The sequence below is a fragment of the Halomonas sp. SIMBA_159 genome (assembly GCF_046536035.1).
In the GTDB taxonomy this organism is placed as follows: Bacteria; Pseudomonadota; Gammaproteobacteria; order Pseudomonadales; family Halomonadaceae; genus Vreelandella; species Vreelandella venusta_A.
Window position 1 is genome coordinate 34,420 of the sequence record NZ_JAWJBT010000027.1, and the last position, 18,763, is coordinate 53,182.

At 55.6% G+C, this 18,763-nt stretch carries 17 protein-coding genes; 12 read left to right on the plus strand and 5 right to left on the minus strand.

Annotated elements, in window-relative coordinates; genetic code table 11:
• Positions 1-89 precede the first annotated feature (89 nt).
• From pstC to R0J87_RS16265, 6 genes are all read left to right on the plus strand, one after another.
• Positions 90-1,340, plus strand: a complete 1,251-nt coding sequence (gene pstC / locus R0J87_RS16240; RefSeq protein ID WP_498887459.1) for a phosphate ABC transporter permease subunit PstC — start codon at positions 90-92, stop codon at positions 1,338-1,340.
• An 18-nt stretch (positions 1,341-1,358) separates the two neighbouring features.
• Positions 1,359-2,525, plus strand: a complete 1,167-nt coding sequence (gene pstA / locus R0J87_RS16245; RefSeq protein WP_498887460.1) for a phosphate ABC transporter permease PstA — start codon at positions 1,359-1,361, stop codon at positions 2,523-2,525.
• Positions 2,526-2,548: 23 nt separating this feature from the next.
• Complete coding sequence (pstB, locus tag R0J87_RS16250) at positions 2,549-3,388, plus strand: phosphate ABC transporter ATP-binding protein PstB (protein ID WP_404345329.1); 840 nt, start codon at positions 2,549-2,551, stop codon at positions 3,386-3,388.
• A gap of 127 nt (positions 3,389-3,515) precedes the next feature.
• Positions 3,516-4,547 carry an ArsJ-associated glyceraldehyde-3-phosphate dehydrogenase gene (locus tag R0J87_RS16255; protein ID WP_498887462.1) on the plus strand — a complete coding sequence of 344 codons (1,032 nt, stop codon included), beginning with the start codon at positions 3,516-3,518 and terminating at the stop codon, positions 4,545-4,547.
• A gap of 49 nt (positions 4,548-4,596) precedes the next feature.
• Positions 4,597-5,763, plus strand: a complete 1,167-nt coding sequence (gene arsJ, locus R0J87_RS16260) for an organoarsenical effux MFS transporter ArsJ (RefSeq protein ID WP_404346002.1) — start codon at positions 4,597-4,599, stop codon at positions 5,761-5,763.
• The gene (locus tag R0J87_RS16265; RefSeq protein ID WP_498887463.1) at positions 5,760-6,914 is read left to right on the plus strand and encodes an MFS transporter; all 1,155 of its coding nucleotides are present in this window, start codon (positions 5,760-5,762) and stop codon (positions 6,912-6,914) included. The genes arsJ and R0J87_RS16265 overlap by 4 nt, the downstream gene beginning before the upstream one ends.
• Here the strand turns inward: R0J87_RS16265 and R0J87_RS16270 are convergent.
• The 4 genes from R0J87_RS16270 to arsH are packed head-to-tail and all read right to left on the minus strand — an operon-like array spanning position 6,879 to position 9,716.
• Positions 6,879-7,193 (minus strand): CC/Se motif family (seleno)protein, encoded by a 315-nt coding sequence (locus R0J87_RS16270; RefSeq protein WP_498887465.1) that lies wholly within the window; start codon positions 7,191-7,193, stop codon positions 6,879-6,881. The genes R0J87_RS16265 and R0J87_RS16270 overlap by 36 nt on opposite strands.
• Positions 7,194-7,245: 52 nt before the next feature.
• Positions 7,246-7,899 carry an NADPH-dependent FMN reductase gene (locus R0J87_RS16275; RefSeq protein WP_498887467.1) on the minus strand — a complete coding sequence of 218 codons (654 nt, stop codon included), beginning with the start codon at positions 7,897-7,899 and terminating at the stop codon, positions 7,246-7,248.
• Between the two features lie 12 nt (positions 7,900-7,911).
• Positions 7,912-8,979 carry an ACR3 family arsenite efflux transporter gene (gene arsB, locus R0J87_RS16280; protein ID WP_498887468.1) on the minus strand — a complete coding sequence of 356 codons (1,068 nt, stop codon included), beginning with the start codon at positions 8,977-8,979 and terminating at the stop codon, positions 7,912-7,914.
• A gap of 17 nt (positions 8,980-8,996) precedes the next feature.
• Positions 8,997-9,716, minus strand: coding sequence for an arsenical resistance protein ArsH (gene arsH / locus R0J87_RS16285; protein ID WP_498887470.1), 720 nt, complete (start codon positions 9,714-9,716; stop codon positions 8,997-8,999).
• A 147-nt stretch (positions 9,717-9,863) separates the two neighbouring features.
• Here arsH and R0J87_RS16290 point away from each other — a divergent pair, with 147 nt between their 5' ends.
• Entirely contained in the window at positions 9,864-10,274 is a 411-nt protein-coding gene (locus tag R0J87_RS16290) for an arsenate reductase ArsC (RefSeq protein ID WP_498887472.1), read from the plus strand.
• 26 nt (positions 10,275-10,300) lie between these two features.
• The gene (locus tag R0J87_RS16295; RefSeq protein ID WP_498887473.1) at positions 10,301-11,989 is read left to right on the plus strand and encodes a methyl-accepting chemotaxis protein; all 1,689 of its coding nucleotides are present in this window, start codon (positions 10,301-10,303) and stop codon (positions 11,987-11,989) included.
• 39 nt (positions 11,990-12,028) lie between these two features.
• On the opposite strand, the gene R0J87_RS16300 is transcribed toward R0J87_RS16295, so the two are convergent.
• On the minus strand, positions 12,029-13,216 hold the full coding sequence (locus R0J87_RS16300) for an acetyl-CoA C-acyltransferase (protein ID WP_498887475.1): 1,188 nt from the start codon (positions 13,214-13,216) through the stop codon (positions 12,029-12,031).
• Between the two features lie 127 nt (positions 13,217-13,343).
• Between R0J87_RS16300 and R0J87_RS16305 the strand changes: the two genes are divergently transcribed.
• The 4 genes from R0J87_RS16305 (at position 13,344) to R0J87_RS16320 (ending at position 18,589) form a co-directional block, all read left to right on the plus strand.
• Entirely contained in the window at positions 13,344-13,907 is a 564-nt protein-coding gene (locus R0J87_RS16305; protein ID WP_058576310.1) for a TetR/AcrR family transcriptional regulator, read from the plus strand.
• 193 nt (positions 13,908-14,100) lie between these two features.
• Positions 14,101-15,771, plus strand: coding sequence for an AMP-binding protein (locus R0J87_RS16310; protein WP_498887476.1), 1,671 nt, complete (start codon positions 14,101-14,103; stop codon positions 15,769-15,771).
• 17 nt (positions 15,772-15,788) lie between these two features.
• A complete protein-coding gene (locus R0J87_RS16315; protein WP_498887478.1) occupies positions 15,789-16,556 on the plus strand; it encodes an SDR family NAD(P)-dependent oxidoreductase in 768 nt (255 codons plus the stop codon).
• A 227-nt stretch (positions 16,557-16,783) separates the two neighbouring features.
• Positions 16,784-18,589 (plus strand): acyl-CoA dehydrogenase C-terminal domain-containing protein, encoded by a 1,806-nt coding sequence (locus tag R0J87_RS16320; RefSeq protein WP_498887479.1) that lies wholly within the window; start codon positions 16,784-16,786, stop codon positions 18,587-18,589.
• Positions 18,590-18,763 lie beyond the last annotated feature (174 nt).

An 18,763-nucleotide genomic window follows, 5' to 3' on the forward strand; every position in this document is an offset into this window, starting at 1 on the left:
GGTCGCGCTGTCTTTGTCATATTGCTGTCATGTTTTTAATCCAAAGTAGCAGCCAACACGATTTCATTAGGTGATGCGAGAGAAATTCGATGCAAACAAACCAGCTACTTTTACTCTTTTGCACAGTGCTCTTGCTGCTTGGGCTAGTAGCCTTTTTTGTAGGTCGAGCCAAGGCTGCGCGAGTGCGTGCTTCTGGCACGGCCATGTATGCACAGCCTGATCAGTATGCGTGGTTTGCTGTTCTCTCAACGGCGGGTCCTGCGGTGTTGGTGGGTGCGGTAGGTTCGCTGTTGTTACTGTTGTTAGGTGCGGATATTCCGCCCATGTATTTGCTGGCCGCGAGTTTAGTGGTCGCTGCGGCTGGTTTGGCTGTCGGTGTGGCTCAAGTGAAGCCTCATTTTCACGCCCGCCAAGCCATTGAACGGGTGATTCGCTGGGTACTAACCGGCGCGGCGATGATCTCGATCTTTACTACCTTTGGTATTCTGTTTTCGATCATCTCGGAAGCGCTGCGCTTTTTCCAAATGCACAGCTTCTGGGAGTTCATTACCGGCACAACCTGGAATCCAGGGGCGAGCTTCCTAGCCGCCGCCGGACGTGGTGACGGTAGCGCTGCAGAGTTTGGTTCGGTACCGCTGTTCGCAGGTACCTTCATGATCACGGCGATTGCGCTGCTGGTGGCAGTGCCCGTTGGCCTGCTGTCGGCTATATACATGTCGGAGTACGCCCCTCAGCGGGTGCGCACGATCGCTAAGCCGGTGCTTGAGGTGTTGGCAGGTATTCCCACGGTGGTTTACGGCTTCTTCGCCGCCATTACCGTTGCACCGATCATCGTCAACATCGCCGGCTTCTTTGGCCTGGATGCCTCTTATAACAACGCCGTTGCCCCTGGCATCGTGATGGGCATCATGATCATCCCGTTTATCTCGTCGCTCTCTGATGACGTGATTAACTCTGTGCCTGACAGCATGCGTCAAGGCTCGCTGGCACTAGGGATGACGAAAGGTGAAACCATCCGTGACGTGGTCATACCTGCGGCGCTGCCCGGTATTATCTCTGCCGCACTGCTGGGTATGTCACGAGCGCTGGGTGAGACCATGATTGTGGTGATGGCGGCGGGTATGCGCCCGAACTTAACGGCGAACCCGCTAGAAGACATGACCACTGTGACCGTACGTATTGTGGCATCGCTAACGGGCGACCAAGAGTTCGAGAGTGCTGAAACGCTCTCTGCATTCGCGCTGGGTCTTGTGCTGTTTGTCGTAACCCTGACGCTCAACCTGGTATCTGTATTAATGATTCGCCGCTTCCGCGAAAAATACCGCGTGAACAACCTGTAACGCCGAGGAACTGATTCGATGAGCCACTCTTTTGACGAGATCAGCCAGCAGCTTAAGCGGCGTCACCGTAAGTCGGCACGCCTGAAGTGGATCTCCATGGGCGCGCTGGGCTTAGCAGGCCTGTTCTTAGTGCTGTTCTTTGCTGACATGCTGAGCAAAGGCCTACCTGCTTTCCAGCAGGCCTATATCAATACTGAAGTACGCTACACCGAAGAAGCGAGCCGGGATGGTCGCCAAGCGTTTGAGGAGGAGCTGCTGCCGCTGATTAGCCGCACCGTGGTCCGCGTCATCCCGCTTCAATTGCGCAATAACCCAGAGATGATCGGTACCTCCGAGCAGCGCTGGATGCTGGCCACCAGTGAAGTGGATCAGTACCTGAAAGGGCATCGGAATCGCTTGAGCGACGAAGAAAAAGCTGAGATTGATGAGCGTGTTGCCGCAGGTCAGGTCGATTTGCGCTTTAATAAAACGTTCTTCGGTTCTGGGGATTCAAAAATCGCCGAGAACGCCGGTATCTTGTCGGCGGTGGTCGGTACCATCATGACCATGATCGTGACGCTGTTGATCTCTTTCCCCATCGGCGTGATGACGGCTATTTATCTGGAAGAGTTTGCTCCGGATAACCGTTTTACCCAGATCATTGAGATCAACATCAACAACCTAGCAGCGATTCCATCGATTCTGTTTGGTTTGCTAGGTCTGGCGATTTTTATCAACTTCTTTGGTGTACCACGCTCATCACCGCTGGCGGGTGGTATGACGTTGGCACTGATGACGCTACCGGTAGTTATTATTGCTACGCGTACTGCGCTGCGTAGCGTGCCGGACTCCATTCGCCACGCCGCGTTTGGGGTGGGCTGTTCGCGCTGGCAAGTGGTTCGCGATCACGTTCTTCCATTAGCGATGCCCGGTATCATGACCGGCTCTATTATTGGCTTGGCCCAGGCAATGGGTGAAACAGCACCGCTGATCATCGTGGGGATGGTGGCCTTTATTCCGGATGTAGGCGCTTCCTTTACCCAGGCAGCGACTGTTATGCCTGCACAGATCTTTACCTGGTCAGGTGAGCCGGAACAGGCTTTCGTTGAAAAAACCGCTGGTGGCATCCTAGTGCTACTGACTGTGCTGATTTCGCTCAACGCCTTTGCCGTTGTGCTACGCAAGAAATTCGAGCGTCGCTGGTAAGCCGGCGCCCAAGAGGACACCTTATGAATAGCCAAGCACCCGTTATGAATCAGCAGCATGCACCAGACGTTGGTCAGCCTTATACACGTAACGAGCAAGCGTGCCACGACCTTAGTATTCGTGTTCGCGACCTCAACCTGTGGTACGGCAAGAGCCAAGCGTTGAAAGGGCTGAACATCGACCTGTTCCAGAAGAACGTGACCGCGCTGATTGGCCCTTCGGGGTGCGGTAAGTCGACCTTTTTACGCTGCTTGAACCGTATGAACGACTTGATCCCCAGCGTGCATGTAGAAGGCCTGGTGGAGATGGATGGCCAGGATGTGAATGCTGGCAAGATGGATGAGGTGGCGCTGCGCCGCCGGGTGGGGATGGTGTTCCAGAAGCCTAACCCGTTCCCGAAATCCATCTACGAAAACATCGCCTACGCACCGCGTATGCACGACCTGGTGAGCCGTAAAGCCGACCAGGACGAGCTGGTCGAGAAAGCCCTGCGCGATGCGGGTTTATGGAACGAAGTGAAAGACAAGCTGCAAGAGCCTGGCACTTCGCTGTCTGGCGGTCAGCAGCAGCGTTTGTGCATTGCACGGGCGATTGCTGTACAGCCTGACGTCATTTTGATGGATGAACCGACCTCAGCCCTGGACCCAATCTCCACAGCAACCATCGAAGATTTGATGGATAAGCTGAAAGAGCAGTTCACCATCGTGACCGTGACGCACAACATGCAGCAGGCGGCGCGCGTGGCGGACTACACGGCGTTCTTCCACCTGGGTGAAATCATCGAGTACAACGACACGAAAGTGATGTTCTCGACCCCGGCACAGAAGAAAACCGAAGACTATATCTCTGGCCGTTACGGCTAAATAGATCGCTGCTTTGGGCCCGCTATTGTGGCGGGCCTTCAAGCAGCGTTTTTTTATCTGCCAATATATGAATTGTCGTATATAAGCGGTAGGCTTTGGCTTTATTGCACATTTGGAGGGTCGACCTATGTCACTTCGCATCGGTATTAACGGATTTGGCCGTATTGGACGCCTAGCGCTGCGCAGCCTCTGGCCGCAGGTGGCGGCAGGCGAGGTGACGTTGGTGCGTGTTAACGACCCCGGTGGTGATGCGGCCACCTTTGCCCATTTATTGGAGTTTGATTCCGTCCACGGCCAATGGACGCCAGGGCAGGGCATGGCAGCGCGTCAGGATGCTATGGTCATTGATGGTCATGAGGTGGCCTTTAGCGCTCATAAAACCATTGCGGAAAGCGACTGGTCCGGCTGCGATGTGGTCATCGAGTGCTCTGGTAAAATGAAAAGTACCGACCAGCTGCAGGCTTACCTGGATCAAGGCGTTGGGCGCGTGGTGGTGAGTGCGCCGGTGAAAGAGGAGGGCGTGCTCAATGTGGTGGTGGGTGTGAACGATCACCTGTTTGAGCCAGCCAAGCACCGTATTGTCACGGCCGCTAGCTGCACCACTAACTGCCTAGCGCCGGTCGTCAAAGTGATTCTTGAGCATTTCGGTATTCGTCACGGCTCCATGACCACCGTGCATGACATTACCAATACCCAAACCATTTTGGATGCACCCCATAAAGACCTGCGCCGCGCCCGCGCCTGCGGCATGAGCCTCATTCCTACCACCACGGGATCGGCGAAAGCCATTACGGCGATTTTTCCTGAGCTTGAAGGCAAGCTTAACGGCCACGCGATCCGCGTACCGTTGGCTAACGCATCGCTCACCGATATGGTGTTCGAGCTTGAACGCGAAGTGACCGTCGAGGAGGTGAATCAAGCGCTCAAGGCTGCCGCCGAAGGCCCCCTCAAAGGCATTCTGGGCTATGAAGAGCGCCCGCTGGTATCGATTGACTACCGTACGGACCCGCGTAGCTCGATTATTGATGCCCTCTCTACCATGGTGGTGAACGGCACCCAGTTAAAACTCTACGCGTGGTACGACAACGAGTGGGGTTACGCTAATCGTACCGCCGAGCTGGCACGTATGGTGGGCGGGGAGCCGGTTGGCCGTGGCTGAGTCACTGCTAAGCAAGGTCAAGTCGCTACCGTTCGAGGTGCGCCAGTACATGCTGATTACCGGCAACTACTGGGCGTTCACCATTACCGACGGTGCGCTGCGGATGCTGGTGGTGATGTATTTCCACCAGCTAGGCTACTCGCCGCTGCAAATCGCCATGCTGTTTCTGTTCTACGAAGCGTTTGGCGTGGTAACGAACTTGGTGGGCGGCTGGCTAGGGGCGCGATTGGGCCTGAACCGCACTATGAACGTGGGGTTAGGGCTGCAAATCGTGGCGCTTGCCATGCTAATGGTACCGGCAAGCATGCTGACCGTTGTGTGGGTAATGGCCGCCCAGGCGCTGTCGGGCATTGCCAAAGACCTGAATAAGATGAGCGCTAAAAGCGCCGTGAAGGTGCTGGTGCCGGCCACGAGTGCCAATGCCAACAGCGCCTTGTACCGCTGGGTCGCTATGTTGACCGGCTCTAAAAATGCCCTGAAAGGCCTGGGCTTTTTTGTTGGCGGTGTGCTGCTCACGCTGATTGGCTTTCGTGGGGCGGTCATTGCCATGGCCATTATGCTGGGTGCTGTCCTGCTACTATCACTCTGGCGCCTCAAGGCGGATTTGGGCAAGCAAAAAGTCAAACCCAAGTTCTCCGAGATCTTTTCAAAATCCCGCGCCATCAACGTGCTCTCTGCCGCGCGGTTTTGTCTGTTTGCTTCTCGTGATGTGTGGTTTGTCGTGGCGCTGCCGGTCTTTCTTTATGATCAGCACGGCTGGAGCCACTGGACCGTGGGCGGTCTATTAGCGGCTTGGATTATTGGCTACGGCGGAGTGCAAACCCAAGCGCCGAAGCTCACTGCCTTACTAAAAGGCGATGCGAGAACCATCACCGCTGGCTGGGCCGCCGCCCTGGCCGTTTTGGCCATTCTGCTAGCGCTACTTCCCTTGGCGCAGGTGGGCTGGCTGGTGGTGGGCCTGTTGGCGTTTGGCGTGCTGTTTGCCGTGAACTCCAGTTGGCACAGTTATCTGATCGTTCACTATGCCCGCGCTGACGGCGTCTCGATGGACGTAGGGTTTTACTATATGGCTAATGCCATGGGGCGCTTGGTCGGCACGCTGCTCTCCGGGTGGCTCTACATGGAATACGGCCTGAGTGCCTGCCTTTGGGTGGCGGCTGCCTTGGTGGCGGCAAGCTCTATGATGGCCCTTGCGTTGCCTAAGCAAGCGGCATGACCCATTCGCCCAGGATTGGTTTGACGCTCACGTTAGGGAGTGCGCAAACGCTTTCCTGGGCATCCAGTTATTATCTGCCCGCCATTCTTGCTGTGCCTATTGGCCGCGAAATGGGACTTTCCTCTAGTTGGGTCTTTGGGGCGTTTTCAGCAGCACTACTGCTAGTGGCCATATTGGGGCCAAGTGTGGGGCGCTTGATTGACCGCCAAGGGGGGCGCGGCGTGCTGATGGCGTCTAATGGCGTTATGGCACTGGGGCTTGCAGCACTGTCACTATCGCAAGGGGCGGTGTCATTGGTGTTTGCCTGGCTAGTCATTGGCGTAGGCATGGCATTAGGGCTATACGATGCGGCCTTTGCCACGCTCAGCCGATTGTTAGGCAATCAAGCCCGCGCCTCAATTACTGGGGTGACGCTTGTGGCGGGGTTTGCCAGCACCGTTGGCTGGCCAGTCACTGCCTTCATTGAGAGCGAGTGGGGCTGGCGTGTCGCCTGTGCTAGCTGGGCGTTGGCGCATGTGTTGGTGGGCCTACCATTGAACGCTCGACTGCCAAAAGCGGAGCCTAGCGCTGAATTCAACGCGTCGAGCACAACCTCCGTTTCTCCCGATCGGCCTCGTTTCACCATGCTACTCCTGGCCTACGTCTTTGCGGCGGGGTGGTTTGTCTCCACCGCGATGGCGGCGCATCTGCCGCGGCTTTTACAGGAGAGCGGGGTGTCGCTTTCGGTGGCGATTGCCGCAGCGGCTTTGGTGGGGCCAGCCCAAGTGGCGGCGCGAATGGGGGAGTTCGTGCTACTTCGCCGCTTTCATCCCTTGGTGGCAGGGAGGGTCGCCACCACGCTTCATCCGCTAGGAGCGGCACTATTAACACTCTTTGGGATGCCCGCCGCTGGGTTTGCGTTACTCCATGGTGCTGGCAACGGCATGATGACGATTGCCTCCGGCACGCTGCCGCTGGCGTTGTTTGGCCCTCATGGATTTGGACGCAGGCAAGGGCTCATCATGGTGCCTGCGAGGGCCTTGCAGGCGCTTGCGCCGCTGCTGTTTGGTCTGCTGATTGATCAAGCGGGCGCTGACGCATTATGGCTAACGGCACTGCTGATGTTGGCGGCAACGTTAGTGCTGCTGAGCATCCGCGTGCCCCGCGTGTAACGGTGCGCCATCGACAAATAGCCGCCGCAGCTTCCACCACCCTTCCACCCGAAGCCGTAAGCCTTGCTGGATAAGCTCTGGCGCTATCCAGAGCGTCGTTCCTTGCAGTTGGTGGCATTCAAATGTTGAGGTCTCTTTGGGGGCAGATGTCTCAGCGATGGCGATGCGCGACGTGCCTCCGCAGCAGCCGTGACGGGGTGAAAACCGCACCGTGACCACACCACCTTGTTGCTTGATAAAAGCGGCAGCTTTTTCTTCTATGTCAATGATCGGGTCCATCGCTTCTTGAGCGCCTCTTACGTGGGTGGGTAGTCAACATGTTCACCATCCATTAAGGGGCGTCACGCTGAGAGGGTGTTTGGTTAATAGCTGGCGATAGGCTAGTAGGATCTTGCTCGGCCTTGTGCGCTTTGGCGGCGTTTGCCCACCATATCAACTGTGCTAGCGTGCGGCCAAAATAGCCTTCCCAGCGCTCTTGCTCTGCACGGAATTGCCCATCGCTATCGAGGACTTCATGAGCCTTTGGGATATGTATCATCGCGGAGACAGGCAAGCAGCCCAGCTCAGATAGAAACGAGCGCATACTCACCGCAGCGCGGGCACCGCCCCACTGGCCCATGGAGTAGGTGACGATGGCGCTGGGTTTAAACGCAAATAGCGACGCGCCAAAGTGATTCAGTAAATGACTCAGTGCTGGGCTCATGGCGTGGTTGTACTCAGGGCTGACCATGACGTAGCCATCTGCTTGATCAATTTTCATTGCTAGGGCGTCCAGGTCATCCGGTACCGTGGAGGCGGAGTAGGCAAAATGCGGTTTAAACGGACCGCTCAAATCGAGTGAGAGCGGGTCAATAATCTCCGCCGTCGTATCGCGCTGTGCGCTGAGTAACTGCAAGCACGCTTTGGCTACCCGCTCGCCAAGGCGGGCGGGCGCGGGAGGCGTTGACGTTCTGGTCGAGCCGAGAAAAATCAAATAGTGCGCCATCAAGCAGGCTCCTTAAGCATGAGTAGGGAAATGCTGGCGCGTGTTATTGGCAATGCGCACCAGGGCCAGCATCAGCGGTACCTCTACCAGTACACCCACCACCGTTGCTAGAGCAGCGCCCGATTGCAGGCCAAACAGCGCAATGGCGGCGGCCACGGCAAGCTCAAAAAAGTTGCTGGCACCAATCATCGCCCCGGGAGCAGCAATATTGTGCGGTACGCGCCACGCTTTTGCCCAACCATAGGCGATAAAGAAGATTAAAAACGTCTGTAGTATCAGCGGAGTGGCGATAAGCACAATATGCAGTGGATTGTTCAGGATGACATCGCCTTGAAACGCGAAAAGCAGTACCAGGGTAATGATCAATCCCATGGGAGTGATGGGGCCTATGCGCTTCATAAAGACGTTGTCGTACCACTGGGCACCGCGCTTAGCGATAAGGGTTTTTCGCGTGAGGTAACCTGCCGCCAGGGGAATGACGATGTAGAGCACTACCGACAGCAGCACCGTATCCCAGGGTACCTGAATATTGGAAACACCCAGCAGCAAGACCACGATTGGCGCAAAGGCAAACAGCATGATCAGGTCGTTGAGGGCGACTTGTACCAGGGTATAGGCCGCATCGCCACGGGTCAGGTAGCTCCAGACGAAAACCATCGCGGTACAGGGCGCAGCGCCCAGCAAAATGGCCCCTGCGAGGTATTGGCTGGCCAGCGCATCAGGGATCCAGGGTTTAAAAATCACCATAAAAAATAGCCACGCCAGGGCAAACATGGTGAAGGGTTTGATGAGCCAGTTCACCGTGGTGGTGATGGCCAGCCCTTTTGGCTGGCGGCGCACGCCTGCAATGGCGCTAAAGTCAATTTGCGCCATCATGGGGAAAATCATCGCCCATATCAGTACAGCGATCGGAATCGACACCTGCGCATATTCAAAGCGTGAGAGAGCCTCGGGAATGGCGGGGGCCCACTGTCCCAGCGCAATACCTGCCACAATCGCAGCGGCGACCCAAAGCGAAAGATAGCGCTCGAAAAGCCCCATATCAGCACTGCTGGGGGCTGCCTTCTCCTGATGTGACATGGCACCTCACTCCTTGATTAGATGGCGCGCTGGTTAACGCGCTTATAAAGCTCTTCGGCGCTCTCTTTACGCTCTGAGTATCGGTCGGTGAGCAGGTCGCTACGCTCCCGTACCAGCAGGGTGAATTTTACGAGTTCTTCCATGACATCCACGATGCGATCATAAAACGGCGAGGGCTTCATGCGGTCGTTGTCATCGAATTCCATAAAGGCTTTGGGTACGGAAGATTGGTTAGGGATCGTCACCATGCGCATCCAGCGGCCCAAAATGCGCAGCTGGTTCACCGTGTTAAACGATTGTGAACCACCGCAAACCTGCATCACGGCCAGGGTTTTGCCTTGGGTAGGGCGTACGCCGCCTAACGCCAGGGGAATCCAATCAATTTGTGCTTTCATAATGCCCGTCATCGCCCCGTGACGCTCTGGCGAGCACCACACCATGCCGTCTGCCCACTGTGCTAGGGAGCGTAGCTCTTCCACCTTCGGGTGGCTGGCATCTTCGGCATCAGGGAGCGGCAGGCCGCGCGGGTTAAAAATGTGTGCTTCAGCGCCCATCGCGTTCAGCAGGCGGGCGGCTTCTTCAACCGCCAAGCGGCTGAATGAGCGCTCGCGTAGCGATCCGTACAGCAGCAGCACTTTTGGCGCGGGAAGCGAGGAGGGCGGTAACCCCAATGATTCGAGGCTAGGGGCTTGAAAGAGCTCAGGGTCGAGATTGGGTAAATCCGCAAGCAGGGCCATGGGGGCTCCTTGGTGAAAACAGCCTTAGATGGCTTTCATAATATATGTTTTTTCGTATATTTCTAGCCGCCGGCTTGAGCTGCAATATCTCCGTCATCATCTGGGCGTATGGTGGCGATGTAAAATTAAATAAGAGGTTGTTGAACTATGTCGAAGCGTTGCGTGCTTTTTCTCTGCAATGCCAATTCTGCGCGCTCCCTGATGGGAGAAGTGCTACTTCGCCATATGGCCGGGGATCGCTTCGAAACTTTTAGTGCAGGCTCGGCACCTGATGAGCCTCATGTGCTAACCCTTGAAGCCTTAAAAAAACAGGGTCTTTCGACAGAGGGGCTGCACAGCAAGTCGTTAGATCAATTCGAGAACGAAGCCTTCGACGTGGTGATCGTGCTGTGTGACAAAGCTCAGCAGGCGTGCCGGGACTGGCAAGGGAAGGCAGACGAAATTTTATTCTGGGACATCCGTGACCCCCGCTTGATCAGTAAGTTAGACGCTTACGAACAGGCGCTGTTCGAGATCCGCCGCCGTTTACAGCTGTGGCTACCGCTGCAAAAAAGCTGATCATTCCTATCTCGACGGAGTGCACTATGAAAGTAATCAATAATCTAAGCGTCAAGGCAAGCTGGACGCTGGTACTCGTGACCTTCACTTGCCTTGTGCTTGCCATCGGCGGCTTGGGGCTGTTTGCCAATCAGTTTGGCCGCGATGCGTTTACATCGATGCAGCAACGCGACATGGCCCAGGTGCGCGATCTAAACAGCGCTTATACACAGCTGTTGCGCGCAAGGGTGCAGATGAACCGTGCAGCTGAGCTGATCCGCACTCCCTCTTTTGATCGCCCCGAGCCGCTTGTGGAGGAGGCGAACCGGCTGCTGGCGTCAGCGTCCACGCATTTTGAGGCTTTCCAAGCGCACTTTCCTGAGGAGCAGCAGCCAGAGCTGGTTGGCCAACTGGCGAGTAATTTTCAATCCTTGGTGAATAATAACCTTAACCTGCAGATGATGATGCTAGAAGAGCGCGATTTCCGCGGCTTTCTTTCTGGCGAATCTCGGGTGGATGATAGCAGCCAGCAGTTCGTTGACACTGCAGAAGCGTTTTACGGCTACTCAGTGGCCCGTGGCGCTGGCCTATTTGACCGTTTTGAGAAAGTCTCATCGCTGCTGTTTATGGGGGTGGTGGGGGTTGTCGTGCTGGCGCTGCTGGTCGTAGGCCTAGTCGTATGGGGCGTACGTCGGAACGTTTTGCGGCCGCTGCGCGTTATTACTCAACACTTCAAACGTATTGCCAAGGGCGATTTATCCTCTCCGGTGGAGGCGCACGCCAATAATGAAATTGGCCAGCTGTTTAGCGAGCTGGCGAATATGCAGCGTTCATTAACCACCACCGTAAATCATCTCAATAACAGCAGCCAGCAGGTGTATAGCGACAGCCAAGCCATGGCGACGCAAAGCCAGCAGTTGGCTGGACAAACCGATTCTCAGGTATCGGCGCTGCAGCAAATGGCCGCGAGCCTTGAGCAGCTCACCGCGACGGTGAATCAAAACGCAGAAAGCGCAGCGCATGTAAATCGCTCTACCACCGACGTGTCTCATAAAGCGCAGCAGGGCGATGAAGTGATCGCTCAGTTTATCGCCACCATGCAGTCTATTAACGAGCACTCCGAAGAAATTCAAAGCATTATTAAGGTAATCGAAAGCATTGCGTTCCAAACCAATATTTTGGCATTGAACGCCTCTGTAGAGGCGGCGCGGGCTGGCGAGCATGGGCGCGGATTTGCCGTAGTGGCTAGCGAAGTGAGGGCGCTAGCAACGCGCAGTGCCGATGCTGCTCACGATATTCGTGCGCGTATTGAAGCATCGCGCAGAAGCGTTGAAGAAGGTAGCGAGCTTTCCCAGCAGGCCGGCGAGCACACTCGGGCAATTATGCAGGCCGCGACGGAAGTCGAGCATTTAATGGCACAAATGGCTAAAGCCTCTGAAGAGCAGCGTCGCGGTATTGAAGAAGTGAACGTTGCCGTTACGCAAATCGACGCGACAACTCAAGATGCGATGCGCCTGGTTAACCAAACGGCGCAAAGTGCAGAGGGGTTAACTCAGGAAGCGCTGCAGATGCGTGAGTATGCGGGGCAGTTCCAGATTGTTGAAGAGGCTCCAGTATCTGGCGCACATGATGAAGATGAGGCGGAACGGCCTCTGGAGCAGTTAGATTGGCAAGCAATGGCCAGCGCTGAATCGAGTGATCGCGATTATAAAGACGATATGCGCGCCTTGGCATAGCTTCTGCCAAGACGCGACATGGATAGTGTATTGGGCTGTTTAATCCATGAGTTCAACGGCAACGGCGGTGGCTTCACCGCCGCCAATGCAAAGGCTGGCAATACCGCGTTTGCCGCCTTTCGTGCGCAGAGCATGAATTAGCGTGGCAATAATACGGGAGCCGGTGGAGCCAATAGGGTGGCCTTGAGCACAAGCGCCGCCAAACACGTTCACCTTCTCATGGGGTAAGCCAAGGTCGTCCATGGCCATGAGGGTCACGACGGCGAAGGCTTCGTTGATCTCAAACAGATCGACATCGTTAACGCCCCAGCCAAGCTTTTTCATCAGCTTTTCAATTGCGCCTACAGGGGCGATGGTAAATTCGCTTGGATGACGGGAGTGAGTGGCATGCCCTAGCATTCTGGCCAGCGGTTTGATGTCGTGACGCTGGGCTGCTTCTTTGCTGGCAAGAATCAGAGCCGACGCTCCGTCGGAGATAGAGCTGGCGTTGGCAGCGGTGATGGTGCCATCTTTTGCAAACGCGGGACGCAGCTGACGGATTTTATCCAGCTTGGCTTGGAAGGGCTGCTCATCGTGAGAAACAACGGTGTCGCCTTGGCGCGTGGTGACCGTGACAGGGGCCATTTCGGCGTCTAAATCGCCATTGTTGGTGGCGGCCATCGCTCGTTCAAGCGAAGCAATGGCAAAGTCGTCCAGCCGCTCGCGGGTATAGCCGCGCTCTGTGGCTACATCCTGCGCAAAGACACCCATAAGTTTGCCGGTTTCGGCATCTTCCAGGCCATCTAGGAACATATGGTCTTTGAGCTCTCCGTGGCCCAGTCGATAGCCGCCGCGTGCCTTAGTGAGTACATGAGGCGCATTCGACATAGACTCCATGCCGCCTGCTAATAAAATCTCTCCGCTACCTGCTTTGATCAAATCATGCGCGAGCATAGTGGCTTTCATGCCTGACCCGCAGAGTTTATTGATGGTGGTGGCACCGTTGGCATCGGGAATGCCTGCTTGGCGCATCGCCTGGCGTGCGGGGCCCTGTTTAACGCCAGCAGGCAAAACGCAGCCCATGATGCCCTCTTCAATAGCGGCAGCATCGATGCCTGCGCGTTCAATGGCGGCACGGATGGCAACTGCGGCAAGCTCGGGGGCGCTCATGCTGGAAAGGCTGCCCATCATGCCGCCCATCGGGGTGCGGGCGGCGGATAAAAAGACGACGTCGGTAGCGCTACTCATTGTCTATCTCCTGATAGATTTTTTGTGATTATCTGGCTGAGTGATTAGCGATGCGTTGACCCACTCGCGGGGCTGTGGTCTTCTCCTACGTAACCAAGCAAGCGCTAGTGTAAATGACATGAATGTAATGAATGCATCTCCTCGCCGCAAGGAATTGACGCGCTTAGCAGCTCAGCTATTCGTCCAAGAGGGCTTTGATCGCACCACGGTGCGCATGCTGGCCCAGGAAATGGGCATCAAGTCCGGCAGCCTGTTTCATCACTTCAAAGATAAGCAGGAAATTCTGGCAGCAGTGATTGAGGAGGGCACCCAGAACGCGCTAGGTATCGCAAAAGCCGCGTTGCAATCTTGCCCCGACAGCGCAGAAGCTCGGCTGCATGCCATGGCAAGGGCTCACCTGGAAACGCTGTTTGCAGATCGTAATGCTCACGTGGTGGCGCTGTTTGAATGGCGACGGTTAGACCCCGCCGCCAGTGCCCACCTTAGCCACCTACGCGATGCTTATGAGGCGATGTGGGTTGAGGTGATTGATGATGCTCTGTCGGCAGGGCTGATTCATGGCGACCGCTTTCTCGTTTCTCGCTTTATTTTAGGCGCATTGAACTGGACCGTTCGTTGGTATGACCCCAACGGCCCGCGCACCCCAGACGACCTTGCTGATGAGCTGGTGGCAATGATCCTGTCGCGCTAATGCTTGGCGCTGTCTCTTCCCAATCGACCAACGTCTAACCTCATAGCCGCGCTTGTGGCTTGCGCTCTTGGGTAAATGCTTTTAGCGTTGGTCTATCGGTAGGTTTCCGTTAACGTAAACGCACAGTAATGCCAACGCTACGTTGAATCCTGCCTGTCCGGGTGCTCACGACCAACAACATAAGAGAGCCGTCATGACAGCAACATCCACGTCACTTCCCCCGTATTCGACTTTTCTTGAAAGCTTTTCGGTTGATAGCGTCGTCGCCAAGCTTGACGACCATCAGGATGGATATTTAAACGCCTTTGAAGCCTGTTGTGGCCGGCATGTGCGCCAAGGGCGTGGTGATGTATTGGCGCTAGTGCATGAAGATACCCAGGGCCAAACCCATACGCTGACCTATTCCGAACTTGATCAGCAGAGCGGCCAATTAGCAGGCTGGTTCAAAAGCCAAGGGCTCGGTGAGGGCGACCGGATTGCCTGCATGCTGCCCCGTTCTGTTAATTTGCTGATCACCGTGCTGGCAACGTGGCGCATCGGGGCCGTCTACCAGCCGCTATTTACTGCCTTTGGGCCGGACGCCGTGGATTACCGTCTTGGCCGTGCCGATACCAAGTTGGTTATTACCGATCATGCCAATCGCTACAAGTTTGATGGCTTAAGTCAGTGTCCGCCCGTTTTAGCCGTGGGCGGTGCAACCAGTGAGCATGCCAACGACCTCGATTGGCAGACCGCATTGACGTATACGTCAATGAGTGAGGCGCCACCCCGGCTTTCGCCGGATAAGCCATTTCTACAGATGTTTACTTCCGGCACGGTGGGCAAGCCCAAAGGGGTAGCGGTGCCGTTATCGGGTATGACCGCATTTGCGCTCTATATGGAGCTGGCGGTTGACCTTCGTGAAGATGACCGCTTCTGGAATATGGCGGACCCTGGCTGGGCCTATGGTCTCTATTACGCTATTGCTGGGCCGCTCTTACTGGGTGTTACAACCCATTTCTGTGAAACAGGGTTCAGTGCAGAGGGTGCGCTGGCATTTATGAAGCGCCACCGCATCACCAATTTTGCAGCGGCGCCGACGGCATACCGTTTGATGAAAGCGTCTGGCCTGTTTGATGACGCCCATCAAACATTAACGCTGCGAGCAGCCAGCTCTGCTGGCGAGCCGCTGAACACGGAGGTTGTTACCTGGGTAGAAAGATCGCTGGGTTGCCCGGTGATGGATCATTACGGCCAAACGGAAACCGGGATGACCTGTAATAACCACCACTCTCTTGAGCACCCCAAACACGTGGGGGCCATGGGCGTTCCTATGCCGGGCTACCGACTGGCCATTCTTGATGCGGAATATAACGAGCTGCCGCCCGGTGAGCCTGGTGTTTTAGCGGTGGATATCAAGAATTCACCCGCCCACTTTTTCCAAGGCTATACCTGGCAGGAGAAAGACCCCTTCGTTAACGGTTACTACCTGACCGGCGATGTGGTGATTCGCAATGAAGATGGTTCGTTCCAGTTTGCAGGCCGCGACGATGACATCATCACTACTGCAGGTTATCGGGTAGGCCCGACAGACGTTGAAAATAGCGTGATGACACATCCAGCGGTGGCGGAATCCGCGGCGGTGGGGCAGCCGGACGAGATTCGTGGTGAAGTGATCAAGTCTTACATTGTGTTGCGCGATGGTTATGAGCCGAGTGATGCCCTGGCCGAAGAAATTCGCCAGCAGGTGCGCGAACGGCTCTCTACCCACGCTTTCCCTAGGGTGATTGAGTTTGTCGATGAGCTACCTAAAACACCCAGCGGCAAGATTCAGCGCTTTAAGCTACGTGCTCAAGCGGCAGAGCAAGTACGCGATAACTCATAATTCATAGGGAGAGTGTCATGCAGGTAAAGGATCGTACGTTTTTGATTACTGGCGCTGCCTCAGGTCTTGGGGCGGCAACGGCAGAGCGGCTGGTAAACGCTGGCGCTAATGTGCTGCTGTGCGATATGAGTGATCGAGTGTCGAATCTAGCAGAACAGCTGGGTGCTCAGGCCAAAGCCTGTATCGCTGATATCACCTCTGCCGCTGATATGCAGCAGGCGGTGAATACGGCGGTGGCGTTGGGTGGCGAAAGTGGGCTTTCTGGGGTGGTTCACTGCGCGGGTGTGGTGAGCGTCGCCAAGCTGGTGGATCGAGAAGGTAATCCTGCCGATCTTGATAGCTATGCGCGCACGGTCAATATCAACTTAGTCGGCACCTTTAACGTGATGCGGCTCGCTGCTGCTGCGATGGCTAACAACCAGCCCGGTGATAGCGGTGAGCGTGGTGTGATTATCAACACAGCTTCTATTGCGGCGTTTGATGGGCAAGTGGGGCAGTGTGCCTACAGCGCTTCTAAGGCGGGGGTTGTGGGAATGAGCCTGCCAGCGGCGCGAGAGTTATCCCGCCATGCCATTCGCGTCATGGCGATTGCTCCTGGGGTGTTTGAGACGCCAATGATGAGCGAAATCCCGGATGAGGCCGCTCAGGCATTGGCTGCTGCCGTGCCTTTTCCCAAGCGCTTGGGGAAACCTGAAGAGTTTGCGCTGTTAGCAGAGCAAATCATTACCAACCCCATGCTCAATGGAGAGGTGATTCGTTTGGATGGCGGTATACGCATGCAGTAATCCGCTTTAAGCACACTGCTCCTGGCCAGCCTGCTCATATTTCGAGCAGGCTTTTTTGTATGTAAAACAGGTCATTCTAGTTATGGCGACCAAAGTTGTAGTCGGTTTTTGAGCTTAATTCAAACGACTGCTTGACTGTGCTGTGTGAGCGCGCTAATTTTCAAACATGTGTTTGAAAGCCGTTGGTAAAGCCCAGCCCTTTCAGCCCCCTGTTTAGGAGAAGTGACATGCCCAGCTATCAAGCCCCTCTGCGTGACATGCGTTTCGTGATGGACGAAATGTTTGATTACCCAAGCCACTACGCCGCATTACCCAATGGTGAAGATGCCTCGCCAGATGTCGTGAGTGCGATTTTGGAAGAGGGTGGTCGCTTTGCTCGTGAGGTGCTGCTACCTCTCAATCAAAGCGGTGATGAGGAGGGGTGCTTGCTGGAAGGGGGCGAGGTAAAAGCTCCTAAAGGATTTAAAGAAGCCTATCAGCAGTATGTTGAAGGCGGTTGGCCGAGTTTGGCGGCAGATCCTGAACAGGGTGGTCAGGGCCTTCCACATTCATTGGCGATGATGCTCTCTGAAATGATCTGCGCCACTAACCTGGCGTGGGGTATGTACCCGGGCTTGTCACATGGTGCGGCGGATGCGCTTCGTCACCACGGCACTGATGAGCAAAAGGCTGCATATCTTACCAAGCTGGTAGAGGGTGTTTGGACTGGCACTATGTGCTTGACGGAGCCGCACTGCGGTACCGACCTTGGTTTGATCAAAACTCGTGCAGTGCCCGCTGAAGGTGATGCTTACCATATGACCGGCACCAAAATCTTTATCTCGGCCGGTGAACACAATCTAGCTGAAAATATCGTCCATCTCGTGCTGGCCAAGCTGCCGGATGCCCCCGAAGGCTCTAAAGGTATTTCGCTGTTCGTTGTGCCCAAATTTTTGCCGGACGCTGCGGGTAACCCTGGCGAGCGCAATGGCGTCAGCTGTGGTTCGCTTGAGCACAAAATGGGTATCCGTGGTAACGCTACCTGCGTCATGAACTTTGACGGCGCAACGGGCTATTTGGTGGGTGCGCCGAATAAAGGTCTGGCCTGCATGTTCACTATGATGAACGCGGCTCGCCTAGGCGTGGGGATACAAGGCTTGGGGTTGATGGAGGCTAGCTTCCAAAACTCGCTGAGCTATGCGCGCGACCGCTTACAAATGCGTGGGCTGTCTGGCGTACAAGAGCCGGATAAAGTCGCTGATCCTATTATTGTGCACCCTGATGTACGCCGTATGCTGCTGACACAAAAAGCCTTTGCCGAAGGCGGCCGCATGCTGGTGCTGTATACCGCTCAAATGCTCGATATTGTTGAGCACGGCGCGCCGGGCGAGCAGAAAGAGCGAGCGGAGACGCTGCTCGGTCTATTAACACCCATCGTCAAAGCTTTTCTGACGGAAGTGGGCTTCGAGTGTACCAATGAAGGCGTGCAGATTTTTGGTGGCCACGGCTTTATTAAAGAGTGGGGCATGGAGCAACTGGTGCGCGATGCGCGCATCACACGCCTCTATGAGGGTACGACCGGTATTCAAGCGCTTGATCTGCTGGGGCGCAAAGTGCTGATGAGCCAAGGCGAGTCGCTAAAGGTGTTCACTAAAGAGATTCACAAGTTCTGTAAGTCAGAGGAGAGCAATCCTGCGCTGAAAGAGTTTATTGCGCCGCTGGCTAAGCTGAACGCCGAGTGGGGCGAGCTCACCATGGGCATCGGTATGAAAGCGATGCAGGACCGTGAAGAAGTAGGGGCTGCTAGCGTCGATTATTTGATGTACTCAGGCTACGTGACGGTTGCTTACCTGTTCGCACGTGCTGCCAAGCAGGCGGCTGCCTCCCAGGACGGTGATGATGACGCTTTCTATCAGGCAAAGCTGAATACAGCGCGGTTCTATTACCAGCGTTTGTTACCGCGTACCAAAGCGCACGCGGCAATGATCCAAGCGGGAGCGGGCAGCTTAATGGCCATCTCAAGCGAAGATTTTGGCTTGGGCTTTGAGATTTAAGCCTAGGCGTTTACCAGGCACTCTCTGGTCAGGGTACTGATCGGTGGTTTGCGGCAGACTTGCCTTTGGCATCGTCTGCCGCTTTTTTTTCAAAACCCTCTTGCCAACCCGGCCGCGAATCCGTAAAGTACGCATCCGCTGCCGGGGACGCCAAGCGTTACCAGCGGTGAATGA

Coding starts and splice junctions, on each gene's coding strand:
- pstA (WP_498887460.1), top strand. CDS start 1,359: ATGAGCCACTCTTTTGACGAGATCAGCCAGCAGCTTAAGCGGCGTCAC.
- R0J87_RS16255 (WP_498887462.1), top strand. CDS start 3,516: ATGTCACTTCGCATCGGTATTAACGGATTTGGCCGTATTGGACGCCTA.
- R0J87_RS16320 (WP_498887479.1), top strand. CDS start 16,784: ATGCCCAGCTATCAAGCCCCTCTGCGTGACATGCGTTTCGTGATGGAC.
- arsH (WP_498887470.1), bottom strand. CDS start 9,716: ATGGCCCTGCTTGCGGATTTACCCAATCTCGACCCTGAGCTCTTTCAA.
- arsB (WP_498887468.1), bottom strand. CDS start 8,979: ATGTCACATCAGGAGAAGGCAGCCCCCAGCAGTGCTGATATGGGGCTT.
- R0J87_RS16300 (WP_498887475.1), bottom strand. CDS start 13,216: ATGAGTAGCGCTACCGACGTCGTCTTTTTATCCGCCGCCCGCACCCCG.
- R0J87_RS16275 (WP_498887467.1), bottom strand. CDS start 7,899: ATGGCGCACTATTTGATTTTTCTCGGCTCGACCAGAACGTCAACGCCT.
- pstB (WP_404345329.1), top strand. CDS start 2,549: ATGAATAGCCAAGCACCCGTTATGAATCAGCAGCATGCACCAGACGTT.
- R0J87_RS16305 (WP_058576310.1), top strand. CDS start 13,344: ATGAATGCATCTCCTCGCCGCAAGGAATTGACGCGCTTAGCAGCTCAG.
- R0J87_RS16315 (WP_498887478.1), top strand. CDS start 15,789: ATGCAGGTAAAGGATCGTACGTTTTTGATTACTGGCGCTGCCTCAGGT.
- R0J87_RS16290 (WP_498887472.1), top strand. CDS start 9,864: ATGTCGAAGCGTTGCGTGCTTTTTCTCTGCAATGCCAATTCTGCGCGC.
- R0J87_RS16270 (WP_498887465.1), bottom strand. CDS start 7,193: ATGGACCCGATCATTGACATAGAAGAAAAAGCTGCCGCTTTTATCAAG.
- pstC (WP_498887459.1), top strand. CDS start 90: ATGCAAACAAACCAGCTACTTTTACTCTTTTGCACAGTGCTCTTGCTG.
- R0J87_RS16295 (WP_498887473.1), top strand. CDS start 10,301: ATGAAAGTAATCAATAATCTAAGCGTCAAGGCAAGCTGGACGCTGGTA.
- R0J87_RS16310 (WP_498887476.1), top strand. CDS start 14,101: ATGACAGCAACATCCACGTCACTTCCCCCGTATTCGACTTTTCTTGAA.
- arsJ (WP_404346002.1), top strand. CDS start 4,597: ATGCTGATTACCGGCAACTACTGGGCGTTCACCATTACCGACGGTGCG.
- R0J87_RS16265 (WP_498887463.1), top strand. CDS start 5,760: ATGACCCATTCGCCCAGGATTGGTTTGACGCTCACGTTAGGGAGTGCG.